This is a genomic window from Paraburkholderia sp. XV (assembly GCF_020177535.1).
Taxonomy (GTDB): domain Bacteria; phylum Pseudomonadota; class Gammaproteobacteria; order Burkholderiales; family Burkholderiaceae; genus Paraburkholderia; species Paraburkholderia caribensis.
The window spans coordinates 1-24,438 of record NZ_JAGUUD010000037.1 but is presented as its reverse complement, the minus strand read 5'-3'; the positions used below and the strand labels follow the sequence as shown (position 1 = coordinate 24,438).

General features: G+C 62.1%; 20 protein-coding genes. 11 read left to right on the top strand and 9 right to left on the bottom strand.

Annotated features, from left to right (window positions below):
* Nucleotides 1-114: 114 nt before the first annotated feature.
* The 3 genes from KFO72_RS18970 to KFO72_RS18960 all read right to left on the bottom strand — a co-directional run bounded on the left by KFO72_RS18970 (nucleotide 115) and on the right by KFO72_RS18960 (nucleotide 3,636).
* Entirely contained in the window at nucleotides 115-1,044 is a 930-nt protein-coding gene (locus KFO72_RS18970; protein ID WP_225032758.1) for a glycosyltransferase, read from the bottom strand.
* Between the two features lie 333 nt (nucleotides 1,045-1,377).
* Complete coding sequence (locus KFO72_RS18965) at nucleotides 1,378-2,409, bottom strand: methyltransferase domain-containing protein (protein ID WP_036003213.1); 1,032 nt, start codon at nucleotides 2,407-2,409, stop codon at nucleotides 1,378-1,380.
* Nucleotides 2,410-2,766: 357 nt separating this feature from the next.
* Nucleotides 2,767-3,636: a sulfotransferase family 2 domain-containing protein gene (locus KFO72_RS18960; protein WP_225032757.1), complete on the bottom strand. Its 870-nt coding sequence runs from the start codon at nucleotides 3,634-3,636 to the stop codon at nucleotides 2,767-2,769.
* A gap of 425 nt (nucleotides 3,637-4,061) precedes the next feature.
* Between KFO72_RS18960 and KFO72_RS18955 the strand changes: the two genes are divergently transcribed.
* From KFO72_RS18955 to KFO72_RS18925, 7 genes are all read left to right on the top strand, one after another.
* A complete protein-coding gene (locus tag KFO72_RS18955) occupies nucleotides 4,062-5,627 on the top strand; it encodes a glycosyltransferase family 39 protein (protein ID WP_225032756.1) in 1,566 nt (521 codons plus the stop codon).
* Nucleotides 5,628-5,790: 163 nt separating this feature from the next.
* Nucleotides 5,791-6,636: a glycosyltransferase family 2 protein gene (locus KFO72_RS18950; RefSeq protein ID WP_036003222.1), complete on the top strand. Its 846-nt coding sequence runs from the start codon at nucleotides 5,791-5,793 to the stop codon at nucleotides 6,634-6,636.
* Nucleotides 6,633-7,589: a UDP-glucose 4-epimerase family protein gene (locus KFO72_RS18945; RefSeq protein ID WP_225032755.1), complete on the top strand. Its 957-nt coding sequence runs from the start codon at nucleotides 6,633-6,635 to the stop codon at nucleotides 7,587-7,589. Before KFO72_RS18950 ends, KFO72_RS18945 begins: the two co-directional genes overlap by 4 nt.
* Nucleotides 7,590-7,597: 8 nt before the next feature.
* Nucleotides 7,598-8,626 carry an MraY family glycosyltransferase gene (locus tag KFO72_RS18940; protein ID WP_225032754.1) on the top strand — a complete coding sequence of 343 codons (1,029 nt, stop codon included), beginning with the start codon at nucleotides 7,598-7,600 and terminating at the stop codon, nucleotides 8,624-8,626.
* Between the two features lie 5 nt (nucleotides 8,627-8,631).
* Nucleotides 8,632-10,521, top strand: a complete 1,890-nt coding sequence (locus tag KFO72_RS18935) for a polysaccharide biosynthesis protein (protein ID WP_054928791.1) — start codon at nucleotides 8,632-8,634, stop codon at nucleotides 10,519-10,521.
* A gap of 212 nt (nucleotides 10,522-10,733) precedes the next feature.
* Complete coding sequence (locus tag KFO72_RS18930; protein ID WP_054928746.1) at nucleotides 10,734-11,123, top strand: GtrA family protein; 390 nt, start codon at nucleotides 10,734-10,736, stop codon at nucleotides 11,121-11,123.
* Nucleotides 11,120-12,988 carry a hypothetical protein gene (locus KFO72_RS18925; RefSeq protein ID WP_225032753.1) on the top strand — a complete coding sequence of 623 codons (1,869 nt, stop codon included), beginning with the start codon at nucleotides 11,120-11,122 and terminating at the stop codon, nucleotides 12,986-12,988. Before KFO72_RS18930 ends, KFO72_RS18925 begins: the two co-directional genes overlap by 4 nt.
* Nucleotides 12,989-13,132: 144 nt before the next feature.
* Here KFO72_RS18925 and KFO72_RS18920 read toward each other — a convergent pair whose 3' ends face one another.
* Nucleotides 13,133-14,233, bottom strand: a complete 1,101-nt coding sequence (locus tag KFO72_RS18920) for an MraY family glycosyltransferase (RefSeq protein WP_036003235.1) — start codon at nucleotides 14,231-14,233, stop codon at nucleotides 13,133-13,135.
* Between the two features lie 39 nt (nucleotides 14,234-14,272).
* On the opposite strand from KFO72_RS18920, the gene KFO72_RS18915 reads away from it, so the two are divergent.
* A complete protein-coding gene (locus KFO72_RS18915) occupies nucleotides 14,273-14,803 on the top strand; it encodes a hypothetical protein (protein WP_225032752.1) in 531 nt (176 codons plus the stop codon).
* 150 nt (nucleotides 14,804-14,953) lie between these two features.
* Nucleotides 14,954-16,519 carry a methyl-accepting chemotaxis protein gene (locus tag KFO72_RS18910; protein WP_225032751.1) on the top strand — a complete coding sequence of 522 codons (1,566 nt, stop codon included), beginning with the start codon at nucleotides 14,954-14,956 and terminating at the stop codon, nucleotides 16,517-16,519.
* Between the two features lie 3 nt (nucleotides 16,520-16,522).
* On the opposite strand, the gene KFO72_RS18905 is transcribed toward KFO72_RS18910, so the two are convergent.
* The 5 genes from KFO72_RS18905 to KFO72_RS18885 form a co-directional block, all read right to left on the bottom strand.
* Nucleotides 16,523-18,064 carry a mannose-1-phosphate guanylyltransferase/mannose-6-phosphate isomerase gene (locus KFO72_RS18905; protein ID WP_225032750.1) on the bottom strand — a complete coding sequence of 514 codons (1,542 nt, stop codon included), beginning with the start codon at nucleotides 18,062-18,064 and terminating at the stop codon, nucleotides 16,523-16,525.
* A gap of 219 nt (nucleotides 18,065-18,283) precedes the next feature.
* Nucleotides 18,284-19,306 carry a UDP-glucose 4-epimerase GalE gene (gene galE / locus KFO72_RS18900; protein WP_054928740.1) on the bottom strand — a complete coding sequence of 341 codons (1,023 nt, stop codon included), beginning with the start codon at nucleotides 19,304-19,306 and terminating at the stop codon, nucleotides 18,284-18,286.
* Nucleotides 19,307-19,318: 12 nt separating this feature from the next.
* On the bottom strand, nucleotides 19,319-20,479 hold the full coding sequence (locus KFO72_RS18895) for a glycosyltransferase family 4 protein (protein ID WP_225032749.1): 1,161 nt from the start codon (nucleotides 20,477-20,479) through the stop codon (nucleotides 19,319-19,321).
* Nucleotides 20,480-20,508: 29 nt separating this feature from the next.
* The gene (locus tag KFO72_RS18890; protein ID WP_225032748.1) at nucleotides 20,509-21,345 is read right to left on the bottom strand and encodes a glycosyltransferase; all 837 of its coding nucleotides are present in this window, start codon (nucleotides 21,343-21,345) and stop codon (nucleotides 20,509-20,511) included.
* Complete coding sequence (locus KFO72_RS18885; RefSeq protein WP_224100006.1) at nucleotides 21,342-22,604, bottom strand: oligosaccharide flippase family protein; 1,263 nt, start codon at nucleotides 22,602-22,604, stop codon at nucleotides 21,342-21,344. The genes KFO72_RS18890 and KFO72_RS18885 overlap by 4 nt, the downstream gene beginning before the upstream one ends.
* A gap of 246 nt (nucleotides 22,605-22,850) precedes the next feature.
* On the opposite strand from KFO72_RS18885, the gene KFO72_RS18880 reads away from it, so the two are divergent.
* Complete coding sequence (locus KFO72_RS18880; protein WP_054928737.1) at nucleotides 22,851-24,245, top strand: phosphomannomutase/phosphoglucomutase; 1,395 nt, start codon at nucleotides 22,851-22,853, stop codon at nucleotides 24,243-24,245.
* A gap of 8 nt (nucleotides 24,246-24,253) precedes the next feature.
* A partial coding sequence (locus KFO72_RS18875; RefSeq protein ID WP_225032747.1) for a hypothetical protein occupies nucleotides 24,254-24,438 on the top strand: 185 nt, incomplete at its 3' end.

Here is a 24,438-nt window from a genome sequence, read left to right as displayed (position 1 = left end):
GGAGGCAACCCCCGACCCGACACACTAGGACTTCAATCGTCCGTGACTGGCAGGGCCAGACACTGATGGGTTCTCTGGCTACCGTCTAAATCTGCCCTGCACAACAGCGTTGCATCACAATGGTGGTCGGGGTCCGGGAATCAATAGATAAGCCAGCCGCTTCGCTTCTAGGCGACCTTTTGTTACGGTATCCAGAATCAACCCGCAGACCAGAAACAGAAACCCCACGACACTCAATGCGACACACAACAGAGCGGTCGGCACACGCGGCACCAACCCTGTCTCTAGATACGTTCCCAGCAGTGGTATCGCCAGTCCAACAGCAAGCAGCATGCTGATGACAAAACAGATGCCAAAGAACGCAAACGGCCGTTCCAGCTTGAACAGACGCAGAATCGTCATCAGGATGCGGATGCCGTCGCGGTACGTGTTCAGCTTGCTTTCCGAGCCCTCGGGACGGCTGCCATAACGCGTTTCGATCTCAGCGACGGGCATGCGCAGTTCGAGCGCGTGAACGGCGAGTTCCGTCTCCGTTTCGAAACCATGTGCGTGCGCCGGAAACGATTTTACGTAGCGACGGGAGAAAATCCGATAGCCCGACAGCATGTCCTTGAACGTCCGCCCAAAGATCGTTGCAGCGAAACCCGTCAGCATGACGTTCCCGAAGCGGTGACCCGAGCGGTACGCGGTGAGCTCGTCCGACACACGGCTGCCGACAACCATGTCGAGCCCATCCTCGAGCATCGCCTTGATCAGCGTCGGCGCGGCGCTGGCGTCGTACGTGCCGTCGCCGTCCACCATCACATAGACATCGGCTTCAACGTCGGCGAACATCCGGCGAATCACGTTGCCTTTGCCTTGTAGAGCGACACGCCTCACTTGTGCGCCCACGGAGCGGGCAACTTCCGACGTACCGTCGGTGGAATTGTTGTCAAAAACGTAGATTTCGGCTTCCGGAAGATGGCGCCGGAAATCCTCGACCACGCTCGAGATGGTTTTCGCCTCGTTGTAGCATGGCACGATGACAGCAATTTTTTGACCCACATTCCCCTCGTGAACGAAATAGTTTGGCGCGCGTCCTCGCGCTGAAACCGCGAATCCGGCCGATTGATTGGCTTTTTAAGGCTCGCGATTTTACCTTGCGTCACCGTAAAGCTCCACGAGTTCCTCGCCGCTGGGCAATTTTAAATTGTCGACTTGACGGGGGGTGTATTTAGGGATATGCGCCGCGACTGAGGAGCGGGCCGTGTGGACGCGTACGGAGTACGGCCGGAACGGCTTGCCGAGGAAATGAAAATTATCGAGGCAACGGCGACCGGCACGGGAAAACGGCAGCGTGCGCCGGATGCCGTCAGCGTCCGGCGTGCGATGTTGCGATCAGGCTGTGTGTGTGCGCAACCAATGCCGTGCGCGCCCTAGCAGACCCGCATGCGCGGATTGAACCTCGAAATCCGCATGCGCGGGATGCGCTCCGCGCACATTGGCTTCGCCGTGCGCCAGGACGTGGGACGGATTCGCGCGCAGCCGCTCGATTTCAGCCTGCATCTCCAGCGCCCAGTTCGTGCGTTCGACGACGGTCGCATATTCCAGATAAACGCGAGCTGCGTCCCGGCCAGCGTGATACATCAGCGAGCCTGCGCTGCCGTCGCGCAGAACGGCGGCGTTCTCGCGCAACGGCGACCATAGCCGCTTTTCCAGCAGGGCTTGCGGAGCCTGCTTCCAGTCGTCGGACTGAAACTCGAGCAGAAAAGCCCAATGACGACCGGGGAGCGGAATGACATGGAATCCGTGCGGCTCGAAAATCTTGCGCGCGCCTTCGATCGAATACGACACGACGTGTCCACGGCCCATCGGATCGAGATAATTGGGGTCTTCGTTCTTCACGAAAGCGGGCTGGCCGGAATTGATCAGGTAAAGCGCACCGGGCGTCGAGACCTGCGCCAGCTGCTTTGCGAGGCCTTTCAGCATCGACGGCGTGAGATGCTCGATCACTTCCACGCACACGCCCGCATCAAAGCGTTCGCCAGCGTCGCCGATCGAGCACACCTTGTAGTTCGGATGCGAGGTCCGCAGTGATTGGTCCGGTGGAAACAGTTCTACGCCGTAGAACATGTTTGCGGCGTCGGGCAGCGCCTGCGACGCGGCATCGAGCAGATAGCCGGGACCTGAGCCGATATCGACGAAGCGTTGAATGGGAATTCGGCAATACAGGAACGTTTCGGCTATTCGCTGCAGGGACGAGCCGTACGACCGTTCACGCGCCGCGTGCAATTCCGATTCCCAATACGAATGCTGATAGTTCGATACGCGGCCGCTTTCCAGATCGGACAGAAAAGCCGGATCGGCGAACAACGAGCCGCAGGTTTCACATTCGAAATAATCGACCTTATCGATCGTGCGAAAAGGCACTGCTTTCGAGGAGCACACGGCGCATTGGGTCACAAGACTCTCCAGAGCGGTTCGGTGTGATAGATCATCCTATTCAACTTACAACTTGCGCAACCCTGAAATAACTCGAAATATGTATCAGAGCGTAACGGCGGCAGTGATCATTAATTGGCGTTTTTACCGACTGTTAAACGTCCCGCAAAACTTGCCGATTTGCGCTCGGTCCTACAAATGTCAGAAGATTATCTCGGCAGTTGAACGTTCGCGATTTCCTTGATTTACAAAGCCCTGTGAGGCTCGGTGCAGTCGCGTTGATTGGTGACAATGTCCGCGAATGCACACGCTAATCAAACACTACTGCACTATCTCGGATTGAACTCACGCCCGGGGCCGAGCGCCAGTCGCTCCGCGGAGGGTTCGCATCAATCGATCCCCAAAACGTTCACGCGCTTGCGGGTGCAGGGCCTGGCGAGCCGCCGCAAACATCCTTTTGGCCTGCGTATAAAGCAGAAGGTCTAATGCATTGCACTCAAGCAAATCGCGATACAGTGACTCGCCGAGCTCTGCTTCAATGTGATTTAGCCGCTCGGCTAGCGTCGCATGGCGCCCCGGCGTGACGTTCTGATTGAGATGGTCAATTGCTATATCGCCAATATGCGGCTTAAGTTGCTGCTTGATTCGGACGAGCGACTCGTCAAATTCTTCGACGATGCCGAAAAATGGCAGCGCACTCAGTCGCGCTAGCGCGGTTTCGTAGTCTTCGTGTGTCGCGCGCGCCGTGCGCATGTCGGTTTGCGCGTTTGCCAGGTGAATCACATGGAAGTTACGGCAAACGGCGGTGGCGTCGCTACCGGTGACCCAGCGCGCGAACTCAGCGATGCCGCCGTTGCGCGCGATCGACACGCTCGGGCTCACGCTGTCCTCGGGCTGCCGGCGTTCGAATTCGTAAACTGATGCGAAGCGGTCGATCGGATGCCGGATGAACAGGATTGGGAAAAACCGGATCGACTGATGCTGAGGTAACGGCAAGCGCGCGTGGTGGCTGGAAATAGCTCGTACCGACGGGTTGTTGACTGCGAACTCGAGAACCTGCTCTGGCTGGAGAGTCGACCATGGCAGGGGACCTTCGACATGTCCATGCTCTTCGACGGTGAAGTTTCGTTCAAGGACGCTGTCTACTGTCGTACCGGCATTCTTGAAGAGGTGGTAGTGTACGATGACAGTGCGCATGCTGTTGATGTCGTTCATATTTGTGCTTTACTGCTCGCGAGATTGCGGTAGCAGCCGGCCAGTATTATAACGGACCACAAAAAACTGGCGGTGAGTCGCGGTGAACCCCGATTTAGGATTAATGCCGGGGAAATCAGGAAAATTCAATAATCTAGCGGATTTAAAAAGACTAATAGCGCTTTCGCACTTGCGCGCGTTACGAATTTTTACTCTGAAATATTCCATCCGACACGCAGAACTGCGATCAGCGTCAGCTCACTAAGACGCTCGACGCCGCCACGGCGTGGCTTGCGCGGTCGAAGTCTGTTGGTTTCGCGCCTCTCGGTGTTTTCGAATGCGTGCCGGACGGGTAATATAGCGGGCCTCGCGCTGTGAGGCGGAGCGTGTGAGGAGTTCTCCGGGAAGCTGGCGTCCGAATTGACCAGGGAAGGGCAGGCAACGCAGTGGCAGAGAGCTCCGGTGGTTGCCGACAAGTCGGGCCCGATATTAAAAATTATGCTTATATGAAACAAAAATTCCCAGATGCTGCGGCTATCCTCTTTCTCATGCTGATTTTTTGGGCGGGAATCTGCTATCGCATCACTCTGCCTGGTATATATATGGATGCGGTTAATCCTGATTATATCGCCGCGCGCATCCTGTTTCCAGCGCTCAACAATACCGTGTGGGTTTTGCCAACGATCGCATTCCCAATTCTTGGAAATCTATATCACGGCGTCCAGAATTTATATGTCGATATTGCTGTTTTCAAAATATTTGGAATAAGCATTGAAACTCTTCGCTGTGCGCAGGCCCTGTTCGGTGCGGGAATCGTAATCTTCACGTATGGAATCGGAGTTAGGGCCACCGGCAACCGGATTGTGTCGTTTGCATTTTCGGCACTCCTTGCACTTGATATTGCTTTTATCAGCTCATTTCGTACGCAGTTTTACATCATCCTTGGTGGGGAGATGTGGCTATTCGCCAGTCTCTATGTGTTACTGGGAAACACGAAGAACGGCTTTTTCTGGTCCGGCGTTTTCTACGGTTTGGCCATTTACGGATACTTTGTGTTGGGTTTTTTTGCGCCCGCCATGGCCATACTCGTTCTAAGCAGACCGGATGCACGGCCGGTTCGCTGGATTGCTGGATTCGTCATGGGAATGCTGACGTATGTGGTCGGATATGGATCCCTTGCGCTTCGCTTGGGCGGCGTTCACGAAGCGCTCGAGTGGATCGCGGGCGCGACCCGGAACCTCGCACCATTGTCTTCAAAACTCTCACCGATCGATAGTATTCAGTATACGATTCAAACCGCCTATTACGGTCTGACCAATGTCGGCAACGAATTCATGATTTTTGGCACCAGTCAGCAAAGCTGGTGGGTAAAAGTTAAGGTTGCTTTCTTTATTATCGTCGCTCTGGTGGCTCTGATTCGACTGCGCCGCTCGAAAGCTGTGCTTCTTCTGGTGCTTCCGGTCTCGTACGTGGCAGTTGCAGCACTGTTGGGAAACAGGCTCTGGGTGCATCACTTCAGTGTCCTCGTGCCTATCTTCTATTTGCTTTGCGTGGCCGTCTTCGGTGAATTGACCCGCACGAGTGTTTCGCGCGCGGCGATTATTGCTGTGTGCGTGCTCGTTGCCGCCGGAAATATCTGGCAAAGCAGTGCGTTTTACCGCGAACTTGAGATTACGGGCGGAACGAATAGAGCGACGAGCGCACTCAGTGATTTAGCCGCCGATGCCGTTAAGCATGCTGACACCTTGTATGTATTTCCGGACTGGGGTTTCTTCATGTCGTTTGCGCTGTTGACCAAAAATCAAATTCCATACGTCATCGATCTCGATCAGATTCGCGCCAGAAAGGGGGCCTCCCGGCATATCGAAGTCGCGTTCTGGTCGAAAGACGATACTGAAAAATATACCAACGCCCTCGCTCAAAACGGCGCGGTGAATATTCACAGCGCGTCATACCCGACTCGGAATGGAAAAGAAGCCTTCTTTACTGTGACGGGAGATATTCAGCCTTAAAAGTAGGCGGGCGGCAATGACACATTCCGCTCGCCCCAAACTGGTGCGTAACATTTCGAAAACCCTGTTGCCGAATGCCCATCTTTTCAGCAAACTGCTATCTTCGATGTGACCCCGGTCCCAAAACTTAAAGTGTCGCGACAAGACACGTTGCAATTTCCACATGAATACTACGCGTGAGCCGGGTAACGAGATCGAGGGCATCTCCGTGTCCGTGGTCGTGTACCGGCCGGACTTGCAGCAGCTCGCTCAGACGCTGAAAAGCCTTGCCGCCGCTTACGACGCGCTCAAAGGGACGCATCCCGCGTTCACACTGGGCGTCTGCCTCGTCGATAATGGTGGACTGCCCGACATGACGGCTTCGCTCGACGCCTTGCGCGCGCATGGCGCAACGCTTTCGATCATCGCCGGACACGGCAACGTCGGCTATGGCCGCGGCCACAATCTGGCCATCGGTCGCGCGGCGAGCCGCTATCACCTCGTGCTGAACCCGGACATCGATCTCGACGCGAACGCGCTCATCCGCGCCGTCGAGTTCTTCGAGAGCCATCCCGACGTCGGCCTGCTGACGCCGCGTATCGGCGACGAAGACGGCCACATCCAGTATCTGTGCCGCCGGTATCCGACTCTGCTCGACCTGTTCGTGCGCGGCTTCCTGCCGGCGAGCGCGCGCCGCTTCTTCACGCGGCGTCTCGCGCGCTATGAAATGCAGGACCAGATCAACGAGCGGGACATCGTGTGGGATCCGCCCATCGTTAGCGGCTGCTTCATGCTGTTTCGCACGGACGTGCTGAAAAAGCTCGCCGGTTTCGATCCGCGGTACTTCCTCTATTTCGAGGACTACGACCTCAGCCTGCGCACGCATGAAGTCGCGCGCGTCGCCTATCTTCCCACCGTGCGCGTGCTGCATCACGGCGGGGGCGCAGCGCGCAAAGGCTCCGCGCACATCCGCATGTTCGCGTCGTCCGCGCTCAAGTTCTTCAACCGCTTCGGCTGGAAGTGGCTATGAGTCATGTCGTCGTCAGCGGGGCGAACGGATTCGTCGGCCGGGCGCTGTGCCGCGCGCTGCTCGATGCCGGGCATCGCGTGACGGGCCTTGTGCGGCGCGCGGGCGGATGCGTCGACGGCGTGACCGAATGGGTCGACGCGAGCACGGACTACAGCGGCATCGCGCACAACTGGCCGGCTGGCCTCGGTGCCGACTGCATCGTTCATCTCGCCGCGCGCGTGCACGTGATGCACGACACGGCCGCCGATCCCGACGCCGCGTTTCGCGCGACCAACGTCGACGGCACGCTTCGCCTCGCGCTGGCGGCGCGCGAGCATGGCGTGCCGCGCTTCGTGTTCGTCAGCAGCATCAAGGCGGTCGGCGAGCGCGATAACGGACGCGCGCTGCGCGAAGACGATCCGCCGCATGTCGAAGACGCCTATGGCCGCTCGAAGCGCGCCGCCGAAGACGCGTTGCGGCGTCTCTCCGCCGAAACGGGGCTGGAATTGGTGATCGCGCGGCCGCCGCTCGTGTACGGCCCTCAAGTGCGAGCAAACTTCCTGCGCCTGATCGACGCTATATGGCGCGGCATGCCGCTGCCGCTCGGTAGCGCCCACGCCCGTCGTAGCATAGTCTACGTCGGCAATCTGGCCGATGCGCTGATGCACTGCGCGACCGATCCGCGGGCGGCCGGTCAATGCTTCCATGTCGGCGACGGCACTGCGCCGACCATCGTGGAACTGGTGCGGATGCTCGCGCGACATCTCGGCAAACCGGCGCGCCTGCTACCCGTGCCGGCCGCGTGGCTGGGCGTGGCAGGGCGGTTGATGGGCCGCTCGGCGCAGGTCGACCGTCTGATCGGCAGTCTGCAGGTCGATACGTCGCACATTCGCGACGTGCTCGGCTGGCAACCCCCGTTCTCAACCGACGAAGGTCTGGCCGCAACCGCCGACTGGTATCGTTCGACTCATTGAGCCCGCTCATGCAGATGCAAGAATCACTGATGGCTCCATGGACACTTCCGCTCATCGCTGGCGCGGCCGTCTGCGCATGCGCGGCGATCCTGTTTGTCTTGCTGAAGACCGGCCTCGCCTGGCGCCTCGCAACCGATATCCCGAATGACCGCTCGCTCCACGTGCGCCCGACGCCGCGCGTCGGCGGCTGGGGCATCGTGCCCGTCGCCGTCGTAGCGATGCTGCTGGTCGCGCCTTCCCTCTGGTTCGCCGCGCTGGCGACGGCGTTCCTCGCTGCCGTCTCGCAGGTCGACGACCGCCGCGGATTGCCTGCGCGCGTGCGCTTCGCCGCGCATCTGATCGCCGTCGCCGCGCTCGTCGCGCTGTTTCCCGCAGCCGTGCCGTGGTGGGCGCTGTGCGCGCTGGCATTCTTGATGATCTGGCTGGTGAATCTCTACAATTTCATGGATGGCGCGGATGGCCTCGCGGGCGGCATGGCGCTGTTCGGTTTCGCCGGCTACGCAGCCGGGGCGCTCCTTTCTGACCATCCGATGCCAGAACTGGCCCTGGCGTCGCTGGCGGTATCGGGCGCCGCGCTTGGCTTCCTGTTCTTCAATTTTCATCCGGCCCGTATTTTTCTCGGCGACGCGGGCTCGATCTCGCTGGGTTATCTGGCGGGCGCGCTCGGTTACTGGGGCTGGCGCGGCGGCGCGTGGCCCGTGTGGTTTCCGGCGCTGGTGTTTGCGCCGTTCATCGGCGATGCGTCGGTGACGCTGGCGCGGCGCCTCGCGCGCGGAGAAAAGTTCTGGCAAGCGCATCGTGAGCATTACTATCAGCGCATGGTGCGTTCGGGCGTCGGCCATGCGGGCACCGCGTGGGCCTGGTACGCGGTCATAATTGTCGGCATAGCGCTTGCGTTGTATGTACTCGGCCGCTCCCCGGCCGTTCAGTGGGGCACCGTCGCAGGGTGGGCCGCCGTGCTGGTCGTCATCGGATTCATCGTCGACTTGCGCTGGCGCCGGTTCCAGTCAACACAGTCCCAACAATCCGAGGTATGACGCTGATGCTCAGATCCAAAGCCAGCTGGCTGTCTTTCAGCGCTTTCCTTTTCGATCTTGCTGCTGTCACCGGCGCGTGGCTCGTCGCCTATGTGATCCGCTTCAATGGCGTCGTGCCCGCCGAGTTCCGCGACGGCGCGCTGCACGCGCTCATCTGGGTGTTGCCCGTCTACGGGGTGATGTTCCGCATTTTCGGCCTGTACCGCGGCATGTGGGTCTTCGCGAGCCTGCCCGACCTGATGCGCATCTCGAAGGCGGTCGCGACGGGCGCCTTGCTGTCGATGATTCTCGCGGTGATGATCCAGCCGGTGCCGATCGTGCCGCGCTCCGTGCTGCTCGTGTCGCCGCTGTTCCTGTTCCTCGCGATGGGCGGCTCGCGCGCCCTGTATCGCGCGGCCAAGGAGTTCTACCTGTATGGCGGCCTCGTCGCGCAGGGTAAGCCGGTCATCGTGATCGGCGCAGGCACGGCAGGCGCGATGCTCGCGCGGGAGCTGTCGCGCTCGAGCGAGTGGCGGCTGATCGGCCTGCTCGACGACGACGTCTCGAAGCAGGGCCGCGAGATTTATGGTTACAAGGTGCTCGGCCCGATCAACAAGCTGCCTGAAATCGCCGAAGCGACAAAGACCGAATACGCGATCATCGCGATTCCGTCGGCGCCCGTCGAGCAACAGCGCCGTGCAGCCACGCTGTGCGTGCGCGCCGGGGTGCGCGCAATGGTGCTGCCGGCGCTGACCGATGTCGGGGAAGGCCAGGCGTCGCTGTCGCGCGTGCGCCACATCGACCTCGAAGACCTGCTCGGCCGCGAGCCGGTCCATATCGACACGCCGCACGTCGAAGCGCTGCTGCATGCGCGCGTCGTGATGGTGACGGGCGCGGGCGGCTCGATCGGCTCGGAACTGTGCCGTCAGATCCTGCGTTTCAAGCCTGCGCAATTGATCGCCTTCGATATCTCCGAGTACGCGATGTACCGGCTCGTCGAAGAGTTGCACGAACGCTTCCAGGGGCTGTCCATCGTTCCCGTGATCGGCGACGCGAAGGATTCTCTGCTGCTCGATCACGTGATGGCCCGCTATACGCCGCACATCGTCTACCATGCAGCGGCCTACAAGCACGTGCCGCTGATGGAAGAGCAGAACGCGTGGCAGGCGGTGCGCAACAACGTACTCGGCACGTACCGCGTAGCGCGCGCGGCGATTCGTCATGACGTGAAGCGCTTCGTGCTGATCTCGACCGACAAGGCCGTCAATCCGACCAACGTGATGGGCGCGAGCAAGCGGCTCGCCGAGATGGCCTGTCAGGCGCTGCAGCAGACGAGCGAGCGAACGCAGTTCGAAACCGTGCGCTTCGGGAATGTGCTCGGCAGCGCGGGCAGCGTGATTCCGAAATTCCAGCAGCAGATCGCGAAGGGCGGCCCCGTTACCGTCACGCATCCGGAAATCACCCGCTTCTTCATGACGATTCCCGAGGCCTCGCAGCTCGTGTTGCAGGCGTCGAGCATGGGCCATGGCGGGGAGATATTCATTCTCGACATGGGCGAGCCGATGAAGATCGTCGACCTCGCGCGCGACCTGATCCGGCTCTACGGCTTCACCGAAGACCAGATCCGCATCGAGTTCACGGGCCTGCGGCCGGGCGAGAAGCTGTACGAAGAACTGCTCGCTGACGAGGAAACGACCACGCGCACGCCGCATGCGAAGCTGCGTATCGCGTTGGCGCGCGGCGTCCCCGACAATCTGCTCGACGAGTTGCTGCCGTGGCTGATGCAGCATCGCGTGCTGACGGACGACGAAGTGCGGCGCGATCTGCGTCGTTGGGTTGCCGAATATCAGCCGACGCTCAGCGCGCCGCCGCTGCGCAGCGTACCGCCGCCTCCGGGCAAGCGGGCTTCGATGTGACGAAAAAGGCGCCGAGGCGCCTTTTTCGTCTTCGCCGTGCAGTCGGGTGCCGCTACATGTGTGCGATAAAATAGCCGCGCTCTGCGTGTGCGCCTGTCACGGGCGAAGCCCATCATCCATCACCCTGCCGATGCCTCCTTTATGATTCGCTTTTTCTACATTCCGGCAGCAACGACAGTAGCGCCTACGACATTCGCAGGACGGGCCGTCGAATGAAGCGCGAACTACTGCGCTTCGCCATCGCCGGCGTGATCGGCCTCATCGTCGACGCAGGCGTGCTGTACGGGATGCTCGCGCTCGGTGCAGGCTATTTCGTCGGTCGCGCAGTCTCGTTTGTCGCGGCTGTCTGGTCGACGTGGCAGTTCAATCGACGCTTCACGTTCGTCCAGGGCAGCAACAAATCCGCGTGGGCCGAGTGGTGGCATTACCTGTTCGCGATGCTGGGCGGCGGCGTCGTCAATTACGCAGCTTATAGCGCGACGGTCCTGCTGCTGCCGAAGAGCGCGCTGCTGCCGCTCATCGGCGTTGCCGTCGGGGCGCTCGCGGGCATGACGGTCAACTTCGTCAGCGCGAAGCTGTGGGTGTTCAAGGCTCGCCCGTGACGTCCGACCCCGTGACGCCCCTTCTTCAAACGAGTGCCGCGTTGTCCACCGCGCGCCGGCGCATCGTCGATCTCCGCTCGCGTCGCGCGATGATGGCCGCATGCGTGATCGTGCCGTTGCTGTTCGGGCTGTACTCGTTGCTGCTCGGCGCCGACGCGAACTGGGACCTCTACAACTATCACCTGTACAACCCGTTCGCGTGGCTGCACGGCAAGCTGCAGACCGACCTCGCTCCGGCGGGCATGCAATCGTATTTCAACCCGCTGCTCGACACGGCGCTGTACCTGTTGAATACGCATTTGCCATCGCGTGTCGTCGGGTTTCTGCTCGGCGTGTTGCATGGCTCGACGTTCGTGCTGATCGTCGCGATCGCACGCGAAGTATGGCCGTCCGCGTCCAGCGACGATCGCTACCGACTGCCCGTTCTGATCGCCGGGGCCGGCTGCCTCACTGCGAACTTCCTGTCCGGCCTCGGCAATTCGATGGGCGACGACACCACGGCGCTGCTCGTACTTGGCGGTCTGCTGACGGCGCTCTCGAACTGGCGGCGGCTCGGCGAGCCCACGGCGGGCGCCTTCGCGGCGTCGATCCTGAGCGGCCTGCTGGTCGGTTGCGCGACGGGCCTGAAGCTGACCAACGCGGTCTTTGCCGTCGCGCTGTGCGTGAGCCTTCTGAGCTATCCGGGCACGTTGGGCATACGCGTGCGCATCGCGTTTCTGTTCGGACTTGGCGTGCTGCTCGGCATGGCCGCGACGACGGGCTTCTGGATGCTGCATCTCTGGCAGCAGTTCGGCAACCCGCTCTATCCGCAGTTCGGCAAGTTCTTTCCGAACCCGCTGACGACATCCGCCGCGCAAGGCGACGTGCGCTGGCTGCCGCGCAATCTTGTCGAGATGCTGCTGTGGCCATTCATCATCGCAGCGGATTCGAAGCGTGTCGGCGAAACGCCAATCCGTCAGATCATCTGGCCGATCGTCTATGTCGTGCTCGTGTGGTGGGTGTTCGCGCGTATTACGCAGCGCTTCAAGGGTCAGTCGCGCGCCGGTCTCGAACCGAAACAGCGGCTCGTGGTGCTGTTCGTCGCGCTCGGTTTCGTTGTGTGGATGAAGCTGTTCAGCATCTATCGTTACGTCGTGCCCATCGAAGTGCTCGCGCCGATGGTGCTTGTGCTGCTGCTCGACCGGCTACTGCCCGCCCGTAATGCGCGGCGCGCAGCGGCGTGGGCGCTTATCGCCGCCACGGCTGTCGTCGTGACGGGCGGCGCTCGCACGTGGGGACACGAAGGCTGGGCCGATCCGCTCTATCACGTGCAGCTTCCGCCGCTTGCGCAGCCGGAGCGCACGACGGTCGTCATCCGGAGTACCACGACGGGCTGGGCATGGATCGCGACGCGCTTCCCCGACACTGTCGCGTTCACGCAGATCGACAGCAGCTTTCCCGCCAGCGACGCGTTTCGCGCCCGCATCGTGGCGCTCGCGCGCGAACGAGGCGGCCCGACGTTCGCGCTGATCGACGGTGCGCACAACTGGCGCGAGGACAATGTCAACGACGTGAACGAGGTTACCGCCACGCTCGGGCTGACGCGCTCGGAGCGCGGATGCCATGCGTTGCGTTGGGCGGTGTCGAAACTGCATCTGCATGCGGCCGTCGAAGGTCCGCGCGACGCGTCCGAACAGTGCCGGCTCGGTCTGCGCGCCGACGACCGGTTCGATCTCACCGCCCGCAACCGCCAACTCGCCGCCGATGCCGCTGGTGCTTTCGAGCGCGCCGGCTTCGGCTTCGATGCGAACTCGTGCGCGCCATACGAGGCCGGCATCGGGAAGGGCGTGCTTGCCTGGCAGTGGTGCCGCATCAGCCCGCGCTGAAGTTCACGCAGGGGTTCGCGCCAGGCGTCCGCTGCCTGTCGACAAGTCCTCCACATACTTCAGACAGGTCGCGGTCTCGTCTGAGCACTGCGGCGCGCGAACTCATTCTGGATCGACTTCACGCGCACACCGTTGCTAATTTCATTAGCTATGCCGTCTTTTCCGCACGACTAGCCATTTCGGCGCCTTGAACCGGACGATGCTGACATAAAGCCACACGTAGGTCAGCGCGAATACGACGACAAAGCAGAACAGATGCAGCGTGTGCCGCCAGAACAGCGTCGCGGGAATTACGGCGATCAGACACAGCAACCACAAATAAGGCGACGTCAGCGAATTGCGCCGCGTCAGTTCGCGCGCCGTCCTCGCGCCCACCGCCCACCGCATAAGCCGCTTATAAACGAGCATATGCAGATGCACGCCATCGGGAATCCCAGGCGACATCCCGCGAATAAACTTCTTCCGGTAGATCGAGAAGCAGGTCTCGAAGATCGGATACATAAAGAGCAGCACGGGATACCACGCCGATACATCGCGATTGCGCATCACGAGCATGATCGACAGTTCGCCGAGCATGAAGCCGATAAAGTACGCGCCGCCGTCGCCGAGAAAGATCAACCCGGCCGGGAAGTTCCAGATGAAGAAGCCCATCACCGCGCCCATCATGATGAGCGATGCCGACAGCACGATCGGGTCATGCACCTGAAACGCCACATACGCCAGCGACGCGAACATCATGAACGCGACCATTGACGCCAGCCCGTTGAAGCCGTCGATGATATTGATCGCATTGGCGAGCGCCGCGACTGCCAGCACCGTCACCGCGCAGGAAATGGCCGCATACGAGAGCAGAAAATCGAGTGGCGGCACGCTGATGCGCGTGACGGCGATTCCCAGCACGAAATAAGCGAGCGCTGCCGCGACCATCGTGCAGATCAACCGGGCCAGAGGCGACACCTTTTTCGTCAGGTCTTCGATCAGACCCGAGGCAAACGCCGGAAGCCCGCACGCGACAATGCCGAGAATACCCGCCGAAACGGCCGGATACGCGCCATACAGCTGGATTGCCGACACGATCAGCCCGACCAGAATCCCCGTTCCGCCGATACGCGGCACCGGCCGTGCGTGGAATTTCTGCACACCGGCGAGATCGGTGTCCGCAAACGTTTCATGCAGATGCGCATACCGCACGATCACGAGCGTGATCAAGAGTGAAACGATAAAGCCGAGCGCGAAACTGAGCATGAAAGTCGGGGCCGGAAAAGCAAACGGTGGATTATACAAATGAAACGCAGCGGGCCCGGAGGGGTTGACGGCTCGGCGGCAAGCGGCGCCGTTTTCGCCCATAATGCGCTGCATATTCAAGCCGTACGGTCGAAGATGCGTATCTCTCTTCTTGCATGCCTGAGCGCGGCCCTATTCGCGCTGCCGCTGGCATCCATCGCAGTCCCCTCATCGGTGCCCGTATCGATGATGGGTAGCGCCGACAGCGGCGACACCGTCGAGCTTCGTTTCGACGGTCCGCCTTCGAAAACTGCAACGCTGCAGATTAAGGGCGACAGGTCAGGATCCGCTCCGAAAACCATTCCCTGTACCTACGAACTCGAACCCGTCCAGAAGGGCGCGCTCGAGAGCCCGATCGTCAAGATCACGTTCAACGACAAGCAGACGATGACGATCGCTTGCGATCCACTGTCGAACAACTGTCACGCTGACAGCTACCCGACGGTCGGCGGTACCAGCTTCTCCGTCCTCTGGCACATCACGCGTGCCGACATGCAGGCCGCCAATACAAAAGTCCGGCCTCCACGGTAATAAAGCGAGCAGACCGTCCTCCGGGGGCGCAGAGCGCGCCATCCCACATGCTACGTCATGGATTGTCCCTATTCGGAGTCCGTCCCGCGTTGCCGATAGCCATCGATGGGGCTGCCATCCCGGCTGGCCGACAGCACGTCACGGACACTCATGCTCAAAAACATCACCATCCGGCAAGGACTGACGCTCGTCATCGGCATCTTCGCGGCCTTTCTCCTGATCGTGATCGGCGTCGGTTGGGGCGCGCTGAAATTCACCAACGATGGCCTGCAAAACGTGCAGCAGACATCGGCGGCGATGAACGCGCTGACGTCGAGCTCGGAAAAACTCCTGCAGGTGCGCCTGTCGCTCGGCAGCTACGAGACGCTTTTCAGCGTCGGCAAGGACACGGACGGACTGCTCGCCGCCGCGCACAAGCTGCTGGAGTCGTCGAACGAGGATTTCCGCGTCTACATGGCGGGCCCCTTCGGCAGCGAAGAAGAGGGCAAGCTCGCGCAAACCGTGGCGCAGGCTCGCGCCGCACTCGTCAACCAGGCGATCGAGCCGGAGCACAAGGCGCTCGTCGACAACGACTTCAATACGTTCCGCACGATCCAGGGCGAGACGGCGGACCGCTTTTACGGTGTCTACGCAAAGGCGATCGACGCGCTCAAGCGCGCGCAGGCCGATAACCGCCAGCGCGAGGCCGGCAAGTTGAGTCGGCGCTTCACACTCTCGACGGGTCTGTTCATCGCGATCGGCGTGGCCGCCGTCGTAATCGGCGCGTTAGCGCGCGCGGGCCTGTCGTCGGCTGTCGTGAAGCCGGTGAACCAGACCATCCGCCACTTTCGCAGCATGGCCGAAGGCGACCTGACGACCTCGGTCAAGGTGCGCTCGCGCAACGAGATGGGCCAACTGCTGCAGGCGCTCTCGCAGATGCGTGACGGCCTCGTCGACACGGTGTCGAAAGTGCGCGGCAGCACCCATTCGATCACGCTCGGCGCCAACGAAATCGCCGCCGGCAACGCGGACCTGTCGAGCCGTACCGAACAGCAGGCCGCCGCGCTTCAGGAAACGGCGGCGAGCATGGAAGAACTGTCGGCGACCGTCAAGCAGAACACCGACAACGCGAAGCTCGCAAGCCGCCTTGCGCAAGGCGCGCTCGACACGGTGGTGCGCGGCAGCGACGTGGTCGCTCGCGTGACGCAGACGATGGACGGCATCACCGCGTCGTCGCGCAAGGTCGGGGAGATCATCGGCATCATCGAAGGCATTGCGTTTCAGACCAACATCCTCGCGCTGAACGCAGCCGTCGAGGCGGCGCGCGCGGGAGAGCAGGGGCGCGGCTTTGCCGTCGTCGCTTCCGAAGTGCGCGCGCTCGCGCAGCGCTCGGGCGCGGCGGCGAAGGAAATTCGCGAACTGATCGGCGATTCGACGGCGCAGGTCGCGCAGGGCGCAACGCTCGTCGCTGATGCGCGCAAGACCATGGAGGAAGCGATGAACTCCGTGCAGCGCGTGACGGGCATCATGACGGAGATCGAAGGCGCCGCGCATGAACAGAGCGACGGCATCGAGCAGATCAACAAGGCGATCGGCCAGATCGACGAAGTCACGCAGCAGAACGCGGCGCTCGTCGAGCAGGCCGCGGCCGCTGCGAAAGCGCTCGAATCGCAGGCCGTCGTGCTGCGCGAGGCGGTCGCAGTGTTCCGCCTCGAGGCCGGTGCGAGCGTCGCCTAGCGTTCAGGTACCCGTGCGCCCGTACTGATCGTCAAACCGCACGATATCGTCCTCACCGAGATAGCAGCCCGACTGCACCTCGATGATCTCGAGCGGCGTCTTGCCGGGGTTTTCCAGCCGGTGCAGCGTACCGAGCGGGATATACGTCGACTGGTTCTCGGTCAGCAGGAACGATTCGTCGCCGCGCGTCACGCGCGCGGTGCCGCGCACGACGATCCAGTGTTCCGCGCGATGGTGATGCATCTGCAGCGATAGCCGACCGCCAGGCTTCACGACAATGCGCTTGACCTGGAAGCGCTCGCCCTGATCGATTGAGTCATAGCAGCCCCACGGCCGCTCCACCTTGCGATGCACCTTCGCTTCCGTATTCTTCGCCGCGTTCAGGCGGTTCACGATCGCCTTCACGTCCTGCACGCGGTCTTTCGCGGCGACGAGCACGGCGTCGGCCGTTTCGACCACCACGATGCCTGTCACGCCGACACACGCGACCAACCGTCCCTCCGAGTGCGCATAGGTATCCGTCGAACCTTCGAACAGCACGCGGCCGCGCGCGACATTGCCCGAGACATCCTTCTCGCTGATGTCCCAGACGGCGTCCCACGCGCCGACATCGGACCAGCCGGCCGTCAGCGGCACGATGATCCCCATCAGCTTCGGATCGTCGCCGATGTGTTCCATCACCGCGTAGTCGATCGAATCGCTCGGGCAGGCGGCGAATGCGGCGCGATCGAGTTGCAGCGAGCCGTCGCTCGCGATGCTCGCATGTTCGTACGACGCCCGGCACGCCGCGGCGATGTCCGGCCGGCACGCCGTGATCGCCGCGAGCCACACCGACGCGCGCATCACGAACACGCCGCTGTTCCACCAATATTCGCCCGAGGCGACGTACTGTTCCGCCGTTTCCTGCGCGGGCTTTTCGACGAAACGCTCGATGCCGCGCGCGCCGCGTCCGTCGGCGGGCAGGCCGGTCTTGATGTAGCCGTAGCCCGTTTCCGCGCGCTCGGGCGGCACGCCGAGCGTGACGATCGCGTCGCGCAGCGCGTGCTGGATGGCCTGCTGCAACGTGTCGACGAAGGCGGCGTCGTCGCTGATCAGATGGTCGGCGGGCATCACGACGAGAATCGGGTCTTCGCCGTGCGGCGCATCCGCGAGCGCCGCCAGCGCGGCGATCGTCAGCGCGGGTGCCGTGTTGCGCGGCGCCGGCTCCAGCACGACGCGGGATTCGCATGCGCAGCGCTCGAGCCGCTCCTTGGTCGGCAGCTTCAGCTCCTCGCTGCAGACGACGAGCGTCGGCTGTGTCCTGACGATATGCGGCGCGGGATGCTCGTGAGTCGGCGCGCGCAAGCCCTGGGTTCGGCGCAGTGTTGCTTCGAGCAGCGATTCGTCGCCCGTCAGACCGATCAGCTGTTTCGGGCATTGCTCGCGCGACAGCGGCCACAGGCGTGTCCCGGACCCGCCCGCCAGCACGACGGGCTGGATGACGCAGGCAAGGTGGGTTTCGTGATCGAGGATATCCTGTGCAACCGCTTCTGCAATGACGTTCATTGTGCCTCCCGGGACGCCGGGTCGGAATGAACGACGCAGCGCCAGTGTATGAGCGCCTATTGAAGCAGCGGACGGGAGGCGTTTCTGTGCGTCGGAGCACAGAAAGGAGGAAGGGGGAGGGGCCGGGGCTAGTGGCCGCCCGTTCGACAGGCGGGATGCGCAAGCGCATCCCGCGCGTTTCGTGGGTTTCGCGAGTGTCGCGAGTGTCGCGCGGCGGACTTATTCGAATCCGCGCGGATTCTGCGCCTGCCAGCGCCAATGGTCGGCGCACATGCGCTCGATGCCATATTGCGCCTCCCAGCCGATCACCTCCAGCGCCTTAGCGGGATTGGCGAAGCACTGCGCGACGTCGCCGGGGCGGCGCGCGACGATTTCATACGGCACCGGCTTGCCCGACGCCTTCTCGAACGCCTTCACGACGTCGATCACGCTATAGCCCTGACCGGTGCCGAGATTCACGACGAAGCTCGCGTCGTGCCTGACGAGCGCGTCGAGCGCCGCGATATGGCCGCGCGCCAGGTCGACGACGTGGATGTAATCGCGCACGCCCGTGCCGTCCGGCGTGTCGTAGTCGCCGCCGAACACGCGCAGCTTTTCCAGCTTGCCGACGGCGACCTGCGCGACATAGGGCATCAGGTTGTTCGGCACGCCGCCGGGATCTTCGCCGATCAGGCCGCTTTCATGCGCGCCGACCGGGTTGAAGTAGCGCAGCGTCGCGATGCGCCACGATGCATCGGAGACTTCGAGATCGCGCAGGATCTGCTCGGCGATCAGCTTGCTCTGGCCATACGGATTGGTTGCCGAGAGCGGGAACGATTCGTCGATGGGCGAGCTTTTCGGCACGCCATACACGGTCGCCGACGAGCTGAACACGAACTGCTTCACATTGCGCGCGCGCATCACGTCGAGCAGCACGAGCAGGCCGTCCATGTTGTTGCGGTAGTACTCGAGCGGCTTCGCCACCGATTCGCCCACCGCCTTCAAGGCCGCGAAGTGAATCGCGCCCGTGATGGGATGCTTGTCGAAGATCGTGTTGACGACGGCTTCGTCGCGCACATCCGCTTCGTAGAACGCGACCTGCTTGCCCGTGATCTTCTCGACGCGCGCGATCGATTCGCGCTTGCTGTTCACGAGATTGTCGATCACCACCACGTCGTAGTCGCTGTTGAGCAGTTCCACGCACGTGTGCGAACCAATGAAGCCTGCACCGCCCGTTACCAGAATCGTGCCCTTCGTGGTCATGCTGAACTCCCTTTAGAGTGATATGCCCGTCAACTGCTGGATCAGGCCTTTATACCGTTCGACGACAACCCGTTCGTCAAATTCCCGCGCGACTTTCTCGCGGCCGCGCTCGCCCATCGCGCGACGTTCGTCGTCGCTCATGTCGAGCATCTGCGCGAGCTTCGCTGCGAGGCTGTCCACATTACGCGCCTCGCATAACAAGCCGTTGACACCGTGCGCGACCACTTCGCGGCAGCCCGGCACGTCGGTGGCGACGATGGGCCGTCCCATTGCCGACGCTTCCATCAGCGTGCGCGGCACGCCTTCGCGATACGAAGGCAGCACGACGCAATCGGCGGCGGCGATCAGCGGGCGCACGTCGTGCGCTTCGCCCAGATAGTCGATCACGCCTTCGCGCACCCATGCGTCGACTTCGGCCTGCGAAATCGCGCTGGGATTGTCGACGCCGACGGGCCCTAGCAACTGGAAGCGCGCGTGCGGATACTTCGCGCGCAACTGCCGTGCGGCCTCGACATATTCGCCCACGCCTTTATCCCACAACAGGCGGCCGATTAATACAAAAGAAAATGCATCCTGCCTGTTTTCACGCACATGCAGGGGCGTGAAAGAAAACTGCTCGAGATCCACGCCTTCGCCGTGCAGCAGGCGCGCGCGCTCCGGATGCGCGAGCAATTGCTGGTCGCGAAACGCAGCTTCATCGTCCTTATTCAGAAACCATATTTCGCGCGGAAAACGGAATGCAAAACGGTACAACAGCTTGGCGATTTGCGCCGCACGGCTCTTCTGGATGAAAACATAGCCGAGGCCCGTCGTGACGGCAACCGAATCGACGCCTGCCAGTTTCGCCGCAATCGTTCCGTAGATGTTCGGCTTGATCGTGTAGTGAAACACGACATGCGGACGAATCTCTCGATAAAGCCGGTACAGCGCCCATAACGTGCGCAGATCGTCGCGCGGATTCGTGCCTTTCGATGCGACATGCAGCTCGATGCAGCGGCAGCCTATCTGCTGGAGCAGATCGAAGGTGCGGTCGCGCGGCGCGATCACCGTCACGTCGACGCCACGCGCGACGAGCGTGCGTATCAGCCCTTGCCGGTAGGTGTAGATCGCGAACGCGGTGTTGCAGACGAGCGTGATGCGCAGCGCGCCGGCGGATTGGGTGGGTTGCTTCATGCTTGCGTTGCAGGTTGGACGGGCGGTGTTCAGAGGCTCGCACGCGGCGCGTAGAGCCGCTTCTTCACGCGCTGAAGCGTCTGGTACGGCGTGACGAAGTGCAGCAGGTTCTTTGCGAGGCCGAGCCAGTCGTATGGATTCAGTACGTTGAAGTAGCGCATCTGCAAGCGCAGCGTCGAGGCGATCTGGCGGCGCCGCTTCGTCGCGCTGATGCCGCCTTCGTTCAGCTCGTAGTACAGGCCGAGTTCTGGCAGGTTCGCGCAGTCGTAGCGCGCCATCAGGCGCAGGAACAGATCGAGGTCTTCAGCCGCCTTGTAAGCCTCGCGATAGTTGCCCACGGCGAGCACGGCGTCGATGCGCAGCATCATCGACGGATGCACGAAACACGCGCGCATGAAGCGCACGCGGCGGATCGCGCGCGGCTCCGCGGGCGGCGTCAGCATAAAGAGCGGCTTGCCGTCGCGCGACACCACCTGCGTCCACATGCCGAGTCCCGCGACCTGCGGATGCGCTTCGAGATACGCGCGCTGACGCGCAAGCCGCTGCGGCACGGTCAGGTCGCCGGCGTCGATGCGCGCGGCGTAGCGAAAGCCGCGCGCCGCCAGCGCTTCGATACCCGCCTGCAGCGCGCGTTCGATACCGCCGTTCTTCGGCATGCGCAGCACCTCGATCGACAGGTTCGGCAACGCGGGCGCGACGATGGGCGGCGTGCTGCCGTCGTCGACGATCAGCACGTGGATGCGCGCGTCCTCGCCGAACGAGGCCAGCGTGCGCTCGACGTCCGCCTGGCCGTTGTAGGCGGGCATCAGCACGGCGACGTCGTCGAGCGGCGCAGCGCCCACGGGCGGGAATGAAGAAGACGTCATGGGCGCAGCTTGTAACGGATGTAATAAAAATTGACGGAAGCCGCGGCGAGATAGCCGGCGGCAAGGCCGATCAGCGCGCCGTACGCGCCGAAACGCGGAATCGCCAGCAGATTGACGATGCCCGCGACGGCGAGCGCCAGCAGCCACTTCGACAGCAACACGAACTTCGCCTGATACTTCAGGACCACCAGGTTGCCGATCGCCTCGATGCCGGCGGGGACGGACAGCCACACGGCCCAGCGGAAGATATCGACGGCTTCCTCGAAATCCGGCCCGAACACGCGGCGGATGATGAAGCCTGCCAGCAGATCCAGCACGAACGCGCCGGCGATCATCAGAACGGCTGTCATGGCCGTGAGCCGCCACATGTTGCGGCGCAGCTGCACGGCGTCCTGGACGCGGTAGACGAAGGCGGGCGCAAGCGTTTGCGCCAGCATCAGCGCGAGCGTGATCCAGTTCTCGTTGAGCTGTTGCGCGGCCGAGTAGCGGCCGAGGTCGGCGAACGAGATTGCGCGCTCCAGCATCAGGCGGTCGAGCTTCAGGAACAGGTACATGCAGATCAGGCCGAGCCAGAACACGGTGCCCGCCGTCGCGAAGTGGCGGAACAGCGCGCGGTCCACGCGCCAGCCGAGTTTCCCGCCGTGCCTTTGCATGAAATAGACGACCAGCACCGCGCCGATCGCGGCCGATTCGAGCGCCCACAGCCAGCCGAAGCGCGACGGCGCGGCGGCCGCGCGCACCAGCAGCCAGACGAGGATGGCCTTGGCGATGGCCGTCGTCATGCTGGTGAGCAACTGCGGCTTGCTGTAGGTCATGCTTTGCAGCCACGCGTTGATCACGCCGACGAACGGCTCGCGAAACAGCATCGTGACGGCCAGTCCGGCGAGCATCGCGCCGACGACGGGATCGGTGACGCCCGCCGCAATCCCTGCCCACGTCAGCAACAGCGCGACGGCCGACACCGAGAGCCGCAACGCGAACGCGCTGCCGAGCACGGTGCCGAGTTGTTCAGGCGGACGATGTACGATGGTCGGCACGAGAATCTCCGCGCCGCACACCCATGTAATCGGCGACAGGACGAGCAAAAGCGTGTTGGCGTATTGCCATTTGCCGAACAGGTCGGCACCGAAGTAGCGCGCCAGCACGCCGCTGATCGCGATCGCCACGCCGATCTGGGTGAGGCGTTCGAGGCCAAGCCAGACAAGGTTTGCGACAGCGCGCGTGACGTCGGGATTCGTAAAACGCTTAAGCGCCGGCATCCGCATGGCGACCGTTTGCTGTCTGCGGGCACGGGAGGTGCATGTAGTCTGTATCTTGGCGTGCCCAGCCGAACGAACGATGCGGCAACTTTGTGAGCCCGGGGCATCTAAGCATTAGAATGGTGCCAGTAAGGCGACGCTGAAAAGCGCAATTATAAGTTGTATCCGGACCGCTTCCGGCAAGGCACAGTGCCATGACCACGCTGTGTCATCCAAATTTTCCATTGCACGTAAGTGAGCCAATCCATGATCTCGCAATCCATATTCAAGGCATATGACATCCGCGGAGTGATCGGCAAGACGCTCGACGCCGAGACTGCGCGTTCGATCGGTCGCGCATTCGGCAGCGAAGTTCGCGCGCAGGGCGGCGATGCCGTCGTGGTCGCGCGCGACGGCCGGCTTTCCGGTCCCGAGCTGATCCAGGCGCTGTCGGACGGACTGCGCGCGGCGGGTGTCGACGTGGTCAACGTCGGCATGGTGCCGACGCCCGTCGGTTATTTCGCGGCCAGCGTGCCGCTCAAGCTCGATGGCGGCGAACGCCGCGTCGATTCGTGCATCGTCGTCACGGGCAGCCACAACCCGCCCGACTACAACGGCTTCAAGATGGTGCTGCGCGGCGCTGCCATCTACGGCGAGCAGATTCAGGGGCTGTACAAGCGCATTACTGAAAACCGCTTCGAAAGCGGCGCCGGAACTTATCAGGAGTACGACATCGCCGATGCGTATCTTGATCGCATCACGAGCGACATCAAGCTCGCGCGGCCGCTGAAGCTGGTCGTCGATACGGGCAATGGCGTCGCTGGCGGTCTCGCGCCGCGCCTGTTCAAGGCGCTGGGCTGCGAGCTGGTCGAGCTGTTCACGGAGATCGACGGCAACTTCCCGAATCACCACCCGGACCCGGCACACCCGGAAAACCTGCAGGACGTTATCCGCGCGCTGAAGGAAACGGATGCTGAGATCGGCTTCGCATTCGATGGTGACGGCGACCGTCTGGGCGTGGTCACGAAGGACGGCCAGATCATTTATCCGGATCGCCAGTTGATGCTGTTTGCGGAAGAGGTGTTGTCGCGAAACAAGGGCGCGCAGATCATCTATGACGTGAAGTGCACGCGCAATCTGGCGACGTGGGTGAAGGCGAAGGGCGGCGAGCCGTTGATGTGGAAGACGGGGCATTCGCTCGTGAAGGCGAAATTGCGGGAGACGGGCGCCCCGCTGGCGGGCGAGATGAGCGGTCACGTGTTCTTCAAGGACCGCTGGTATGGGTTTGATGATGGGCTTTATACCGGTGCGCGGTTGCTGGAAATCCTTGCCCGTGTGGCGGATCCGAGCAAGCTGCTCAATGACCTGCCGAATTCGCATTCGACGCCTGAATTGCAGTTGAAGCTGCAGGAAGGCGAGAATTTTGAGCTGATCGCGCGGTTGCAGAAGAGTGCGACGTTTCCTGACGCGGATCAGGTTGTGACGATTGACGGGTTGCGTGTCGAGTATCCGGATGGGTTTGGGCTCGCGCGGTCCTCTAATACGACGCCTGTCGTTGTTATGCGGTTTGAGGCTGACAATGATGTCGCTTTGAAGCGGATTCAGGAGGATTTTCGGCGTGTGATTCTGGCTGAAAAGGCTGACGCCAAGTTGCCGTTCTGAGCATTTTTTTGTCTGCGACGCTGGGGTGGGGGTTTTTCGCCTTTGCGTCGTGGTTGATGCTTGGTTTGGTTTTGGTTTGGTTTTGGTTTGGTTTTGGTTTGGTTTTGGTTTGCTTGCGTTTGCGCTGGCATCCGCGTGTTGTTAGCTTGCTTCAGGCGTCGCCCCTGTGCGGGGCGGCACCTACTTTTCTTTG